Source organism: Pseudomonas sp. D5(2026) (assembly GCF_057766845.1).
Genome location: NZ_CM173421.1, coordinates 4,750,431 through 4,766,829 on the forward strand (window position 1 = coordinate 4,750,431; position 16,399 = coordinate 4,766,829).

General features: G+C 61.5%; 7 protein-coding genes and 2 rRNA genes. 1 reads left to right on the forward strand and 8 read right to left on the reverse strand.

Annotated features, from left to right (window positions below):
• The first annotated feature begins 83 nt into the window (after positions 1–83).
• Complete coding sequence (locus AC3B5Q_RS22025) at positions 84–1,034, forward strand: LysR family transcriptional regulator (RefSeq protein ID WP_021784313.1); 951 nt, start codon at positions 84–86, stop codon at positions 1,032–1,034.
• Positions 1,035–1,299: 265 nt separating this feature from the next.
• Here the strand turns inward: AC3B5Q_RS22025 and yfiB are convergent, their stop codons facing one another.
• From yfiB to AC3B5Q_RS22065, 8 genes are all read right to left on the reverse strand, one after another.
• Positions 1,300–1,791: an outer membrane lipoprotein YfiB gene (gene yfiB, locus AC3B5Q_RS22030; protein ID WP_021784314.1), complete on the reverse strand. Its 492-nt coding sequence runs from the start codon at positions 1,789–1,791 to the stop codon at positions 1,300–1,302.
• A gap of 4 nt (positions 1,792–1,795) precedes the next feature.
• Complete coding sequence (dgcN, locus tag AC3B5Q_RS22035) at positions 1,796–3,067, reverse strand: diguanylate cyclase DgcN/YfiN (RefSeq protein WP_103463063.1); 1,272 nt, start codon at positions 3,065–3,067, stop codon at positions 1,796–1,798.
• Positions 3,064–3,630 (reverse strand): regulatory sequestration protein YfiR, encoded by a 567-nt coding sequence (gene yfiR / locus AC3B5Q_RS22040; protein ID WP_488392739.1) that lies wholly within the window; start codon positions 3,628–3,630, stop codon positions 3,064–3,066. Before yfiR ends, dgcN begins: the two co-directional genes overlap by 4 nt.
• Before the next feature lie 100 nt (positions 3,631–3,730).
• Complete coding sequence (gene recD, locus AC3B5Q_RS22045; RefSeq protein WP_135192968.1) at positions 3,731–5,806, reverse strand: exodeoxyribonuclease V subunit alpha; 2,076 nt, start codon at positions 5,804–5,806, stop codon at positions 3,731–3,733.
• A complete protein-coding gene (recB, locus tag AC3B5Q_RS22050; protein WP_135192967.1) occupies positions 5,803–9,477 on the reverse strand; it encodes an exodeoxyribonuclease V subunit beta in 3,675 nt (1,224 codons plus the stop codon). The genes recD and recB overlap by 4 nt, the downstream gene beginning before the upstream one ends.
• Positions 9,474–12,956, reverse strand: coding sequence for an exodeoxyribonuclease V subunit gamma (gene recC, locus AC3B5Q_RS22055; protein WP_103443763.1), 3,483 nt, complete (start codon positions 12,954–12,956; stop codon positions 9,474–9,476). Before recC ends, recB begins: the two co-directional genes overlap by 4 nt.
• 183 nt (positions 12,957–13,139) lie before the next feature.
• Positions 13,140–13,255, reverse strand: a 5S ribosomal RNA gene (rrf, locus tag AC3B5Q_RS22060).
• 131 nt (positions 13,256–13,386) lie between these two features.
• Positions 13,387–16,279 (reverse strand): 23S ribosomal RNA (locus tag AC3B5Q_RS22065).
• Positions 16,280–16,399 lie beyond the last annotated feature (120 nt).

Sequence of the window (16,399 nt, forward strand, 5' to 3'; positions counted from 1 at the left end):
AAACGCGAGGTGGCGTCCTGAGGCTTGTTTCGAGTATAGATGTGCAAACATCCAACAAGAACGCACAAAAAAACCGGATCATCATGCAAAAAGACCTCACATCCCTGAGCGCGCTCAACTGGGACGATTTGAAGTTCTTCCTCGAAGTGGCTCGCACCCGCAAGGCCAGCAGTGCTGCCAAACGGCTGAGCGTGGACTACACCACCGTGTCGCGACGCATCAGCTCGCTGGAGGGTGCGCTGGGCACCTTGCTGTTCGAAAAGTCGCGCACCAACGGCTTTGTGCTGACCGCCGAGGGCCAGCGCCTGCTGGGCTATGCCGAATCGATCGAGAGCACGCTGCACATGGCGTGCGAGCAGGTGTCCGGGTCGGGGGTGGCGTTGTCGGGCCATGTGCGCATGGGCTGCACGGAGGGCTTTGGCAGCTTTTTCATCACGCCGCAGCTAAGCCACTTCGTCGACGCCTACCCGGCGATTTCGGTAGACATCCTGCCGCTGCCGCACTTCATCAGCCTGTCCAAGCGTGAGGCGGACATCGTCATTGCCCTGGAGCGGCCCGAGCATGGACCTTATGTGTGCTGCAAGCTGTGCGACTACCGCTTGCGCCTGTACGCGACCCAGGATTACCTGGACAGCCACGCGCCGATCCGCCAGGTGGGGGATTTGGCCAAACACCCGTTCATCAGTTACGTGGATGACCTGGCGTTCAGCTCCGAGCTGCTGTACCTGGCCAACCTGATCCCCAACGCCAGCGCGCATCTGCGCAGTACCAGCGTGATCGCGCAGTACACGGCAGCGCTGCAGGGGCGCGGGCTGGCGATATTGCCGTGCTTCCTCGCCGCGCAGGACCCGCGATTGGTCACGGTGTTGCCGGAGGAGATCGAGGTGACGCGGCAATTCTGGATGTACTGCCGGGAGGACTTGCGCAAGTTGAAGCGCATTACCCTGCTGTGGGATTACATCCGTGGGGTGACCGAGGCGAATGCGCCGTTGTTGATGGGGCAAACCCGCGAGATACGCTTTGCCCAGGACTGATGGGCCTGCGCAATTCAGAGAGCGACACAGACCCTGTGGAAGCGGGCTTGCCCGCGAACACCGGCGAAGCCGGTACCACACACCGCGTTGCCTGCTTCGCGGGCACGCCCGCTCCCACAGGGGATATTTGACTGATGGGCCTGCGCATTTCCGAAGGCAACACAGCCCCTGTAGGAGCGGGCTTGCCCGCGAACACCGGCGAAGCCGGTGCCAGGCCGCGTTGCCCACGCTTACAGGGGATATGTGACAGCCCGAGCGTCAACGATCAGTAGGACGCTACCACGATGGACACCCGACGGTTCTCGGTACGCCCGGCGCTGGTGCGGTTGTCCGCCACCGGCTGGCTGCTGCCCAGGCCGCGGCTCTGAATGTTCTGCGCCTGCATGCCAACCCCCACCAGCGCCTTGGTCACGCTTTGCGCGCGGCGCTCGGACAGTTGCTGGTTGTATGCCGCCTTGCCCGACGAGTCGGCATGCCCGTCCACCCGCACGCCCTGGATACCAACGCCGAGCAACGCCTTGCCGATGCGCTCGACAATCGCCTGGCTCTGGCCGTTGAGGCTGTCCAGATCGCTGCCGAACAGCACTTTGCCAGACAAGTCGTAGGCCCAACCTTCATCGGTCGGGGTGAAACCTTCGCGCTTGAGCACAGCAATCTGTTCTGGGGTAAGGCCCTTGGGGGGTGCGCTCTGACAACCGGTCAGCGCCAGCATGGCGAGCAACAAGGCCCAAAGCGGGAATCGTAAGGCTTGCATCACGGGTTCAACTCCTGTTCCTGATTTCGTTGGCGGACCGTTCCGTCTGCGCCACTTGCCAATGGCCACGGCGTTTGCGCTTGGCCTGGTACATTGCCGCATCGGCGGCATTGAGGAGACTGGCCGGGTCAGCGCCGTCATCCGGGTAATAGGCAATACCGACGCTCAGCGAGGTGGCGATACTGCGGCCACTGTCCAGTTGCACCGGCAACTTCATGCTGGCAACGATCTTCTCGGCAATGTGTTCGGCGTCCTCGCGCGAATGCAAAGGCGTCAACAGCACGGCAAACTCGTCGCCCCCCAGGCGCGCCACCAGGTCTTGCTCGCGCAGCTGGGCGCGCACACGTTCGGCCACACTGATCAACACCTCGTCACCCACGGCGTGGCCAAGGGTGTCGTTGATCTGCTTGAAGTGGTCGCTGTCGAGGAACAGCACTGCCAGGTGGTCTTGCTGGCGCGCCGCATTTTGCACGCTGCGGCTCAGGCGCCCTTCAAAGAAGGTGCGGTTGGGCAAGCCGGTCAGGCTGTCGTGGCTGGCCTGGTGGGCCAGGGTCTGGTTTTCGCTCTGCAGGTGGCTATGCCACACCTCCAGTTCATCCAGCAGCGCATTGAAGTCGTTACCCAGTTCGTTGAGCTCGGCAATCGGCGCTTCTGGTACGCGCCGGTCGAAGCGGCGCTCGCGGCGGGCGGCATGGGCGACACTGGCCAGGCCACGCAGGGGGCGGGTGATATCGCTGAGCAGGCGCCGCGACAGATACTGGGCAGCCAAAGCGCTGAGCACCGTACAGAACAGAATCCCGGCCAAGCCGCTGAACAGGAACAGCAACAGGCTCCTGCCCTGGCCTGCCAGCTCGATGTGCCCAACCTGCTGGTTCTGGTGCACGATCGGCAGAATGACCGGCTCTTCCAGCAAGGCAGTGGCAACCTGCACCTCCAGCTGCGCGAGCATGCCGGTATTGTCGCGTTGCCAGTGCGCCAGTTGCTCGCCCTCGTTGTTGAAGACCTTGGCCTCGGCCACTTCTTCGGTACTGGCAATCAACGCCAGCGATTCATTGGCGGCGGCGCTGTCATCGAACACCACCGCCGCTTCTACGGTGTAGTTGATCGAGCGGGCGATCAGCTGCAGGTTATGGTTGGCATAGACACGCAGGGCGAGCACGCCCAGCAGGGTAAGAGAGATACCCGCCAGGCCAACGGCAAGCAAGGCGACGCTAAGGTGGCCACGGCCCAGCACCGAGCGCAGGGTCGGGCGCACGGTACGCTTGCGGGTCGGCTTCATGGCTGCTCCGCCCGGCGCCGCGACAATTGCAGCACGCTGGGGTGAATGTGCACGCCAGAGCGTGCCACCGAGTCGAGATTGACTTCAAAGGCCACCTGCTGGTCGCTGACCCGCAGGCAGAACAGGCTGCCGACCGTGCAGGGGTCATCCGCCTCGCTGATGCTCAGCACCGGGCGGCCGCCGATACGCTGGAACAGTCGATCCCGCTGGCCCTGGTCAAGCTTGCCGATGTAGATGGCATCGCAGGCCTGGGCGACCTGGGTGTCTTCTGCCAGCAGGCGCCGCACCTGCAGCGGCCGGCCAGACTCCTGGACATGGCCCTTGATGAGATCGTCGGCGTACTCGGTCGGGCCGACCAGGCACAGGCGCAAAGGAGAAGGTTCGACGGGCCAGCGGGCGTAGCTGAAGATACCCAGTACTACCTGGGTGACTGCCTTGGCGCGTTGCTGTGCCTGGGCGGTAGTTGTACCGGGGTCTGCCTGGGCAGCGCCTGCAGAAAGGAACAGGACGGCCAGCAATAGCGAAAGCGCACAGCTTGTCACTCGCCTTGCGGCCACGTTCATGTGGGAAATCCCTTCAAGCCCCTTCCGATATCGGCGCAACGATAGCACATGGCCGCTTTATTGTATGAACATGCGGCCACGTGTAATGGGTTTCATGGCCCTAGACCTGTTCGAGCATCAACCCGGAAATACGCCGTACTTTGCGCGCCACCGCTTCTTCGAAGATGCCTTGGCGTGGCTCAACCAGGCTGAAGCAGTGCTTGGCCCGGGTGATGCCGGTGTACACCAGTTCCTTGGTCAGCACCGGGTTGAGCGCATCCGGCAGCACCAGGGCAGTGTGGCTGAACTCCGAGCCCTGGGACTTGTGCACGGTCATGGCGAATACCGTTTCCACTTCGTTGAGCCGGCTCGGCAGAACGAACCGCACACCACCATTGCCATCGTTGCGCGGGAAGGCCACACGCAGCAGCGGCTGGCCATGCTCATCCGGCAGGCGCAGGGCAATGCCGATGTCACCGTTCATCAGACCCAGGCCGTAGTCGTTGCGGGTCACCAGCACCGGGCGCCCTTCGTACCAAGGCTGCTGGCTGTCGATCAGACCGGCATTGTGCAGCACCCGCGCCACCCGCTCGTTGAGGCCTTCGACACCCCAGGCACCCCGGCGCACCGCGCACAGCAACTGGAAATCTTCGAAACTGCGCAAAACCTTGCTCGCCCATTGCTCCCAGGCGGGATCGTCAAAGGCGGTATCAAGTGCCGGCCGGTAACGGCCAAGGGTGCGCAGGTAGCTGCGGTAGCCTTGCGGGCCATCGGTCCCGCGGTTCAGGCCATCGAGTAGCAGGCGGTCGAAAGCACGATCCTGCTCGTGCTTGAGCGCCAGGCTGTGCACGTCGGCCGGCGCCGTGGCCAGCAGGTTGCGCGCCGCGTGAGCGTCCTGACGATTGACCAGTCTGGCCAACTGGCCGATACCGCTGCCTTCACCGAAACGCCTTGAGAACCGCAGCATCACCACTTGCTGCGCCAATGGGTGGCGCTGCTCATCGCCGGTCTTGAGGCCACTGCCGGCCAGCGACTCGCCACTGATCTGCTGAAGCCACGCTGCAGTCGCCGGCGAGTAAAAGCCCTCCTCAGCATCGCGGCACAGGTCACCCAGCACCGCGCCGGCCTCAACCGAAGCCAACTGGTCCTTGTCGCCCAGCAGCACCAGACGCGCCCGCGGCGGCAAGGCATCGAGCAGGTTGGCCATCATTTCCAGGTCGATCATCGACGCCTCGTCGACCACCAGCACATCCAACGGCAACGGGTTGCCAGCATGGTGGCGGAAGTGCCGCGAGCCCGGGCGGCTACCGAGCAGGCGATGCACGGTGCTGACTTCAGTAGGGATTTGCCCGCGTACTTCGGCGCTGACTTGCAGGCGCTCGACTTGCTGGCCAATGGATTCGGTCAGGCGCGCAGCGGCCTTGCCGGTCGGTGCAGCCAGACGGATGCGCAGTGGCCTGCCCTGCTCCACTGCCGGTGCCTGCAGCAACGCCAGCAGGCGCACCACGGTGGTCGTCTTGCCAGTACCGGGGCCGCCAGTGATGATGCTGAAACCGGCACGGGTGGCCAAGGCACAGGCGAGCTTCTGCCAGTCCACCTGGCCAGCTGGCGCGCCGCCCTCGAACAGTTGCGCCAGGCGCTCTGGCAGGTCTGCAGGCGGTGCTTCGGCCTGACTCAGGCGCTGGCGCAGGGCATGGTCGATGCGCCGTTCGTAACTCCAGTAACGGCGCAGGTAAAGGCGCTCGCCACTGCGTACCAGTGGCCGCGCTTGCTGGTCAGGCGTATCACCTGCGGCCACCAGCGGGCTAGCGATGATGCGCTGAAGCCAGGCATTCAAGTCAAGGTTGGCCAGCAGTTGCGATGGCAGTAGCAAGGGGCCGATCAGGGCATCACCTTCCGGCGGCAACGACAGTGCGAAATCTGGCTCGGCCAAGGTTTGTTGCAGGTCGAGGCAGACATGCCCGTGCCCAAGTTGGTGGCTGGCCAGCGCTGCCGCCAGCAATAGCAAGGGATCACTGCCGGGGGCGCGCTCTTCCAGGAACGAGACGAATGCGCGGTCCAGGGCTCGTAGCCAGCCCCGCTCAACCCAACGGTCGAGCAATTGCAGCAGGTCAGCGCTGTTGTGCTGCGGTGCCAGCGCCAGCAGGTGCTCTGCGTGCAACGGGGTGGGCAACAGGTCGACAAGGCTTCGGCTCATGGCGCAACTCCGGCAAACAGGTCCTGCTGTACCGGCGCGTGCTCGCCACGGAACAGCGCATCGAGGCTTTCGATCAGCTCACGCGGTGGCTTGGCGTGGTACACACCGTGGCCGCTGCTGCTGGCACCGCGCAGGAAGATGAACAGGGCGCCGCCAACATGGCGGTCATAATCGTAGTCCGCCAGCCGCGCGCGCAACTGGCGGTGCAGGGCCAGCAGGTACAGCACATACTGCAGGTCGTAGCGGTGCTCAAGAATCGCCTTTTCCATGGCCATGGCATCGTAGGCCTGGATGTCCGGACCCAACCAGTTGGACTTGTAGTCGGTCACGTAGTAACGCCCGTCCAGCTCGAACGCCAGGTCGATGAACCCTTTGAACATGCCGTTGAGCACTGTCGGCTGCGCAGCCGGGCGCGCCAGACCGGGGTGGGTGTGACGCGCCACCAGGCGATCGAGTTGTTCTGCGTCGACCCGGTGGCTGGCGAACCAGAACTCCATTTCGATCTGGTAATGACGCAGCTGGCCCAGGGTTACGCTCTGGTCGCCGCCCGGCAGCGGCAACGCCTCGCCCAGCAAACGTTGCATCCAGTGGCTCAGGGTGGGGATCCAGCCGGCCCAGTCACGGCGGTTGCAGCGCTGGCCAACGGTACGCTCGATCAGTTGAGGGTTGCCGCTGACCTCGCAGAAGCCCTCACGGCCCGCCCACTCCAGCAAACCATGGAGGAAGGTGCCGGGGTTAGGCCCCCGCGGGAAGCGATGGATATCGCCGCTGTCGGCCGGGACTTCACGCAACATCTGGGCATCGGCCACCTCGTCATCCAGCAGTTGCTGGGCCTGCGAGCTGTCGGCGCCGAGGGTCTGATCACCAACACGAAGGGCACTGTAGGAAGCGATCCACCAGTGCTCGGCAGCCGCACGGCGTGGCCTGCGTGCTGGCAGCAGTTCACGTTCGGCGTGTGGCATGCGATACATCTGCTCGTCCGCCTGTGGCAAGCCTGGGCAAGTGATGTGCGGGCAACCTGCCGCCAAAGCCTGCAACCAGTCCGTCAGTTGCGCCGAGCCAGCCAAGGCAAGGCCGCCCCCCAGCAGGTAGCCAAAAGCCGAGCGGTGCAGCTGCGAGCTCTTCTGATTACCGCGCTTGAGGTCGGCGACACCCAGCCAGCAAGCATGCTGGGCGCGAGTCAGGGCCACGTAGAGCAGGCGCAGGTCTTCGGCCAGGCGCTCGTCGTCAGCGCGCTCGATCTGCTCCTGGTCAGGTGTAAGGGTGACGTGGGCGTTACCTTCGCTGTCATGCCACGCCAGCGGCAGACGGCTACCATCCACCGGTTTGCTGGTGCAGATGAATGGCAGGTAGACCAAGGGATATTCCAGGCCCTTGGATTTGTGGATGGTCACCACCTTGACCAACTGTTCGTCGCTCTCCAGGCGCAGGATCTGCTCTTCACCGGCCTGCCCGGAACTGGCCAGGTGCTCGGCCAGGTGGCGGATAAGCGCCTGTTCGCCGTCCAGCTCGCCAGCAGCCTGCTGCAGCAGCTCGGCCAGGTGCAGCAGGTTGGTCAGCACCCGCTCGCCATCACTGCGGCGGATCAGCGTGCGCGGTAGCTGGAAGTCATGCAGCAGGTGGCGCAACATCGGCAACACCCCCTGGCGCTGCCAGGTGTCGCGGTAAAGACGAAAACGCATCACCCAGCTCTCCCAGACCCGCTCGTCCTGGTTAAGCCGGTCCAGCGCGGCCAGCGACAGGCCCAGTGTCAGGCTGGCCAGAGCAGCCTTGAGCAGGCGCTCCGAGTCAGGCTCGGCGCAGGCCTTGAGCCAGACCAGCAGGTCGTGGGCTTCCTGGGCGGCAAACACCGAGTCCTTGTCGGACAGGTACACACTGCGCACCTCGCGAGCGGCCAGTTCGGCGCGGACCATCTGCGCCTCATGGCCATCGCGCACCAGGATGGCGATGTCCGAGGGCAAGCAGGCGCGCAATTCGCCTTCGGCATTCTGGAAACCCGCCGTGCCCTGCTGGCCGCCATTGAGCAAGGCAACAATATGGCTGGCGCAACTGGCGGCCAGTTGCTGGCGGTAAACGCTGCTGGAGACTGGCTCTTCACTTTCCAGCTGCCAGCATTGCAGGGCTGCACTGACTTCACCGTCAATCAGCAGCTGTTCGCCACGCCCCTTGGCGCGCACCTCGATGAATGGCAGCGGGTTGTCATCGGCCTCGCGGAACAGGAATGCACCCCGCCCCGCTTCACGCGCCTCGGCCTGCAGGAACACCTGGTTGACCGCCGCCACCATGGCTTTGCTGGAACGGTAGTTGGTGTCCAGGCTGTGCAGGCGGCCGCTGGTGGCACGTCGCGCGGCGAGGTAGGTGTAGATGTCGGCACCCCGGAAGGCGTAGATCGCCTGCTTGGGGTCGCCGATCATGAACAGGCCGGTTTCTGCGCGATTTTCGCTGATCTGGTAAATGCGCTCGAAAATACCGTACTGAACCGGGTCGGTGTCCTGGAATTCGTCGATCAGCGCTACCGGGAACTGCTCACGGATCAGACTGGCCAGGCGCTCGCCGGCCTCGCTGGCGAGTGCGTGCTGCAAGCGCACGAGCATGTCGTCGAAGCCCATTTCTGCACGCCGGCGCTTCTCCACTTCGAAACGCGCCGATACCCAACTGGCCGCGTGCTCGAGCAGCGGGGCATCCGGGCTGTCCAGGGCCTGCAATTGTTGCTGCAAGTGCTGCATGGCGTTGAGGGCTGGGTGCTCGGGAGGTTCTCCCTTCCAGGCCTCGGCCATGCCCGCCGGGGTCAGCCGGGTAAAGCCGGTGCCCAAGTCGAGCTCTACCAGTTGCTCATCGCTGGCCCAAGCGCAGAGCTTGTCGAACCAGGGCTCGAAGTAACGGGCTTGCATCTTGCGGCCGTCGACCTGCTTGGCAGCCAGCGCATCGCGGCAGATTTGCCGCAGCTCCTCGGCCCACTGCGCCCATGGCGCCTTGATCCGCGCCAACTGCGCGCCACGTTGCTGCAGCGACGCTTGGATCAATGCGGCGGGCTCTGGCCCATCCTGCTGGACGCGCACACGGCCGAACAGCGGGCGAATGTGCGGCAGCAAGGCGTCGGGGCTCCCCCAGTTGCCGCGTACCCAGGTCAAAGCGTCACCTTGCATCCCATAGCAGAAGCGCCGCCAGTAATCGCGCATGACCTGGCCCAACAACTCACTGTGGTCGGTTTCCAAGGTCTGGGTGAACAGGCTGCCGCTGTCGAAGGCATGCTCGCGCAGCATGCGCTGGCACCAGCCATGGATGGTCGATACCGCAGCCTCGTCCATCCACTGCACGGCGATTTCCAACCGGCCGGCGCAGCGCGGCCAAGTCTCTTGCGGGTAATCGTCACGCAGTTGGTGCAACAGCGGATCAGCGCCTTCCAGCTCACCACGGAAGAACCGTGCGGCTTCAGCCAGGCGGGCGCGGATGCGCTCGCGCAGCTCTTTGGTGGCGGCGTCGGTGAAGGTCACCACGAGGATCTGCGGTGGCAGCAGCTCACGCTCGAAGCCCTGCTCGCCACCGTGCCCGAGGATCAGGCGCAGGTACAGCGCCGAAATGGTGAAAGTCTTGCCCGTGCCAGCGCTGGCCTCGATCAGCTGGCTACCGTGCAGGGGGAAACTCAGTGCCAGCGGACGGTCCTGGGTCATGCGCCTTTCTCCGGGTTGCCCAAGGTCTGCCAAGGGGCGGTGAACAACGGGCGGTACAAGGTCTCGCACCAGCCTTCAAACGTTTCGTCAGCGGTGAGTGCTGCAAAGTCCCGGAACTGGCGGGCCAAGGCAATGCTTTCACTCCGTTCGCCAAAGCTGGTGCGTTCGTCGCCTTCGTAGGCACGAGCTGCTGCGGCCATGGCTTTATCGGCATCGTCTTGGGCCAACCAGGCGAACGCGGTCTTGGCCGCGACTGGCAACGGCGCATTCATTGCCGCCTGACGGGCCACCAACAGGTCGCCCAGCAGTTGCGCGGCCAGTGCTTGCGGCAGCGGCGCAAGCAACAGGGTCAGGTCACTGGCTACCAATGCACTGTTATAGGGGTAGCCCGCTGCACAGGCCGCCAGGTGCGTAACCCAGGGCGCGATAAGGCGGTGCCACTTCAGGTTGTTGCGCCCGGCACTGATGGTGTTGGGTACTGTGGTGATGCTGAGCAGGCTCTGGTCTTCCGCCTGGAACACCCGGCCCAGCCAGCCTTCCAGACGGTGCTGACCGTGCTCGAAATGCACCGGCAAAGCGCCCTCGACCAGCTGTGGCCAGCGTTGCAGCAATTGCTGGTGACGTTGCAGCAGGTCCGGCAGCGGTTCGATCAACTCGTTTTGCAGCAGTTCGCCGAAACCGGCTAGTGGCAGTAAGCCGCAGGCCTGCAGGCGTCGGGCCTGGGCGCGCAAGGCCTGTTCGGCGTTGTCAGGTGCGGCCAAGGCGGCGCCAAGCAGGCTTTCACTGGCGCCGTAGCGTTGCAGGGTATCGAGGACGAAGGGCTCTTCGTCCGGGGTGGGCGCTTCCAGCGCCTCAAAGTACACCTTCAAGCGCTGGCTGAAGAAGTGCCGCACCGGGTGGCGCAAGAAATCATTCAGCTGGTGCAGACTCAGGGCTTCAGCGTCCTGATATGGCGGCAGGCCCGGCTCGCTCTGCTCGTCTGCCTCGCCCTGCTGGTGCAGCACCTGCCATTCATGGGCATAGCTGAACAGTGGGCTGCCCTTCTGGAAGTACCGAGGGCTGAATGGCTGCAGCGGGTGCTCCTGGGTCAGTGCGTGCAACAGTTGCTCGCCCGGTTTCGCGGGCTGCCCCTGCTGCGCGTCGGCCAAATGCCAGCCCGCAGCAATGTGATCGCGCAGCTGGCCGATCAGCACTGAGGCCGGGCGTTCGCTGTTGTCGCGGATACTGCGCCCCACCCAGCTGACATACAGTTGGTCACGTGCCGACAGTAGCGCTTCAAGCAGCAGGTAACGGTCGTCTTCGCGGCGTGAGCGGTCACCGGGGCGATAGTCGCTGGCCATCAGGTCGAAGTCCAGCGGTTGCTGCGCACGCGGGTAGTCGCCATCGTTCATGCCCAGCAGGCAGACCACCCTGAACGGGATGGCGCGCATGGGCATGAGTGTGCAGAAGTTGACCGAACCGGCGAGGAAACGTTGCGACAACTTGCCTTGATCGAGGCCCGACAGCCAGGCTTCACGCACCACGGTAAGCGGTAGCGGGTCGTGCAGGCCGACGGTCTCGCACACTTCAAGCCAGCTGTCGCGCAGATCCTGCAACTGCATCAACAGGAATTCATCACCTTCGTCCTCGGCGAGGAAGAACACGTTCAGCAAGGCATGCAGTCGCTCGCCCCACTGGCTGACGGTAGCAGGCTCGGACAAGGCCTGGCAGGCAACTTCGAGCGCATCAAGCAACGCGACCAGCGGGCCGATCAGTGCCGCGTCCAGGCCACCGATTTCATCGTAGGGTTCAATGCCATCACAGGCCTCACCCACCCCCACCGCATAACCCAACAACATGCGGCGCAGGCCGAAACGCCAACTGTTCTGTTCAAGCCCGGCGGGCAAGCCCAGGCTCGCCCGCTGCTCGGCGTCAAGGCCCCAACGGATGCCAGCGCCCTCGATCCAGCGGTGCAGCGTGGGCAGGTCGTTTTCACGGATGCCGAAGCGGGCGCGGACTGCCGGCACGTCCAGCAGGTCGAGCACTTCGCTGACCGCGAAGCGGCTGTCAGGCAGTTTGAGCAGGTGCTCCAGCGCGATCAGCAAAGGCTCGCGGCCACGCTGGCCCTGGTCTGTCAGGGTGAACGGGATGTATCGCGGGTCGTTGCGCTGCAACTGGCCGAAGACGGCACGGATATGTGGCGCGTAAGTGTCGATGTCCGGCAGCATGACGATCACGTCGCGCGGGCGCAAACTAGGGTCGGCGCTGAAGCGGGCCAACAGCTGGTCGTGGAGGATCTCCACTTCACGTTGCGGGCTGTGCGCGATATGGAAGCGGATCGAGCGGTCTTTTGTGGTGTCGACTGGCGGCCACAGTTCGCGGCTCTCGGCGAGCGGGCGCAACTCCAGAATGTCGTCCTGCAGTTCGTTGAGCAGCGTGGTGGGCGAACCGTCGCTGAACAGGTCGATGCGGCCGTCGCTGAACACGCCCTGGTAGCTGCCCGGGTCGTCATAGCTGTCGAGCAGGTTGATGTAGTCGCGGCCTTGTTTACCCCAGGCTGCCAGTAACGGATGAGCATGCTGGTGCAGCGTCTGGTCGTCCAGTTGCAAGGGCATGCCTTGCTTGCGTTGCTGGCGTTTGTACTGATGGCGCAACAGGTCCTTGTCGGCAACGATATCGGCCCAGTGATGACGGCATGGGTTGTGTACGCACAACAGAACCTGACTGAAACGCGACAGGCCTGCCAGCGCTTCCAGGGCCTGGGCCGGCAGCGAAGAGATACCGAACACGATCACCCTCGATGGCAGCCCTGCAGGCGCCTGCTCCAGGCTGTTGATGCGCTCGATGAAGCGTTGGTGTACTCCGGCGCGGCTCTGTGCCATGCCTTGCTCGCCAACATCCTCCAGCAATGCTCGCCACAGCTCGGCTTGCCAGCGGTTGCCTGGCGGCAGGACTTTGCGCTCGCCGCGGGCCGTGTTGATGACATGCTCGCCAGTGGCCCAGTCCTTGAGCCAATCGGCGCGGTAGACCTGGTACTGGTCGAACAGGTCGGCCAGGCGCTCGGCCAGCTGGTAGCGCTTGCGCAAGTCACTGTCGTCGGTGAGGAAGCGCCGCAGTGGCTCGAAATACGGCCGCTCGATGAGTGCTGGCAACAGGCGCATCAGGCGCCAGGTCAGTGGTGCCTTGTCGAGCAGAGACACTTCGGGAATTTCGCTACGGCCCAGCACGCTGCGATAGAGCTGCCACATAAAGCTACCGGGCAGTTGCACATCGATTGCAGCGGCGATGCCGCAGCCGCCCAGGTCATCCTCCAGCGGATCTTCAGCCAGGGCCAGCTTGAGCCATTGGGCGATACCGTTGCTTTGCACCAGGGCAATTTCGTTTTCCAGAGGCGCCAGCGGGTAGCGACGCATCCAGCTCACTACCAAGCTACGCAGGTCGTCGAGGCGGTTGCCGTGAACGATCATGAAGCCTGGATGGAGATGGGCGGTGTTGAGCATCGGAAGGTCTCTGGAGGCGCTGATGGCTGAGAGGGGAACGATATCACGCGTACATGAAACGGCCGAATGCCATCAGGCCGCGGGAGCGGGCGTGCTCGCAGGGCTTCGAGCAGGCACAGGCTTTTTTGCCCACAAAGACAAAACCCCTACCTGCATGTGCAGATAGGGGTTTTGCGAAATGAATCTTGACGATGACCTACTCTCACATGGGGAAACCCCACACTACCATCGGCGATGCATCGTTTCACTACTGAGTTCGGGATGGGATCAGGTGGTTCCAATGCTCTATGGTCGTCAAGAAATTCTGTAGCCAGAATGTCCAGATGGACAGCCCGGCGAATCCGGATATGTGATGTTTGTGGTCTTACGAATTTTCGGGTCTTTCGTCTTCACCACCGCAATCTGCGTCAGCAAATTGCTTGGGTGTTATATGGTCAAGCCTCACGGGCAATTAGTATTGGTTAGCTCAACGCCTCACAGCGCTTACACACCCAACCTATCAACGTCGTAGTCTTCGACGGCCCTTTAGGGGATTCAAGATCCCAGTGAGATCTCATCTTGAGGCAAGTTTCCCGCTTAGATGCTTTCAGCGGTTATCTCTTCCGAACATAGCTACCCGGCAATGCCACTGGCGTGACAACCGGAACACCAGAGGTTCGTCCACTCCGGTCCTCTCGTACTAGGAGCAGCCCCTCTCAAATCTCAAACGTCCACGGCAGATAGGGACCGAACTGTCTCACGACGTTCTAAACCCAGCTCGCGTACCACTTTAAATGGCGAACAGCCATACCCTTGGGACCGGCTTCAGCCCCAGGATGTGATGAGCCGACATCGAGGTGCCAAACACCGCCGTCGATATGAACTCTTGGGCGGTATCAGCCTGTTATCCCCGGAGTACCTTTTATCCGTTGAGCGATGGCCCTTCCATACAGAACCACCGGATCACTAAGACCTACTTTCGTACCTGCTCGACGTGTTTGTCTCGCAGTCAAGCGCGCTTTTGCCTTTATACTCTACGACCGATTTCCGACCGGTCTGAGCGCACCTTCGTACTCCTCCGTTACTCTTTGGGAGGAGACCGCCCCAGTCAAACTACCCACCATACACTGTCCTCGATCCGGATAACGGACCTGAGTTAGAACCTCAAAGTTGCCAGGGTGGTATTTCAAGGATGGCTCCATGAGAACTGGCGTCCCCACTTCAAAGCCTCCCACCTATCCTACACAAGCAAATTCAAAGTCCAGTGCAAAGCTATAGTAAAGGTTCACGGGGTCTTTCCGTCTAGCCGCGGATACACTGCATCTTCACAGCGATTTCAATTTCACTGAGTCTCGGGTGGAGACAGCGCCGCCATCGTTACGCCATTCGTGCAGGTCGGAACTTACCCGACAAGGAATTTCGCTACCTTAGGACCGTTATAGTTACGGCCGCCGTTTACCGGGGCTTCGATCAAGAGCTTCGCTTGCGCTAACCCCATCAATTAACCTTCCGGCACCGGGCAGGCGTCACACCCTATACGTCCACTTTCGTGTTTGCAGAGTGCTGTGTTTTTAATAAACAGTCGCAGCGGCCTGGTATCTTCGACCGGCATGAGCTTACGGAGCAAGTCCTTCACCCTCGCCGGCGCACCTTCTCCCGAAGTTACGGTGCCATTTTGCCTAGTTCCTTCACCCGAGTTCTCTCAAGCGCCTTGGTATTCTCTACCTAACCACCTGTGTCGGTTTGGGGTACGGTTCCCAGTTATCTGAAGCTTAGGAGCTTTTCTTGGAAGCATGGTATCAACCACTTCGTCGCCTAAAGGCAACTCGTCATCAGCTCTCGGCCTTGAAATCCCGGATTTGCCTAAGATTTCAGCCTACCACCTTAAACCTGGACAACCAACGCCAGGCTGGCCTAACCTTCTCCGTCCCTCCATCGCAATAACTGGAAGTACAGGAATATTAACCTGTTTTCCATCGACTACGCTTTTCAGCCTCGCCTTAGGGACCGACTAACCCTGCGTCGATTAACGTTGCGCAGGAAACCTTGGTCTTTCGGCGTGCGAGTTTTTCACTCGCATTGTCGTTACTCATGTCAGCATTCGCACTTCTGATACCTCCAGCAAGCTTCTCAACTCACCTTCACAGGCTTACAGAACGCTCCTCTACCGCATCATCATAAGATGATACCCGTAGCTTCGGTGCATGGTTTGAGCCCCGTTACATCTTCCGCGCAGGCCGACTCGACTAGTGAGCTATTACGCTTTCTTTAAAGGGTGGCTGCTTCTAAGCCAACCTCCTAGCTGTCTAAGCCTTCCCACATCGTTTCCCACTTAACCATGACTTTGGGACCTTAGCTGACGGTCTGGGTTGTTTCCCTTTTCACGACGGACGTTAGCACCCGCCGTGTGTCTCCCATGCTCGGCACTTGTAGGTATTCGGAGTTTGCATCGGTTTGGTAAGTCGGGATGACCCCCTAGCCGAAACAGTGCTCTACCCCCTACAGTGATACATGAGGCGCTACCTAAATAGCTTTCGAGGAGAACCAGCTATCTCCGAGCTTGATTAGCCTTTCACTCCGATCCACAGGTCATCCGCTAACTTTTCAACGGTAGTCGGTTCGGTCCTCCAGTCAGTGTTACCTAACCTTCAACCTGCCCATGGATAGATCGCCCGGTTTCGGGTCTATACCCAGCGACTAAACGCCCTATTAAGACTCGCTTTCGCTACGCCTCCCCTATTCGGTTAAGCTCGCCACTGAATATAAGTCGCTGACCCATTATACAAAAGGTACGCAGTCACCTAACAAAGTAGGCTCCCACTGCTTGTACGCATACGGTTTCAGGTTCTATTTCACTCCCCTCTCCGGGGTTCTTTTCGCCTTTCCCTCACGGTACTGGTTCACTATCGGTCAGTCAGTAGTATTTAGCCTTGGAGGATGGTCCCCCCATATTCAGACAAAGTTTCTCGTGCTCCGTCCTACTCGATTTCATTGATAAGAGATTTTCGTGTACGGGGCTATCACCCACTATGGCCGCACTTTCCAGAGCGTTCCACTAATCTCAAACCAACTTAAGGGCTGGTCCCCGTTCGCTCGCCACTACTAAGGGAATCTCGGTTGATTTCTTTTCCTCAGGGTACTTAGATGTTTCAGTTCCCCTGGTTCGCCTCTTGCACCTATGTATTCAGTACAAGATACTCAGCTTATGCTGAGTGGGTTCCCCCATTCAGAGATCTCTGGATCACAGTCTGTTTGCCGACTCCCCAAAGCTTATCGCAGGCTACCACGTCTTTCATCGCCTCTGACTGCCAAGGCATCCACCGTATGCGCTTCTTCACTTGACCATATAACCCCAAGCAATCTGGTTATACTGTGAAGACGACATTCGCCGAAAATTCGTACGTTGCTCTTTCGAGCAGAACTCACAAATTTTACCTTAGCCTGATCCACCAGCAGTGAAACTG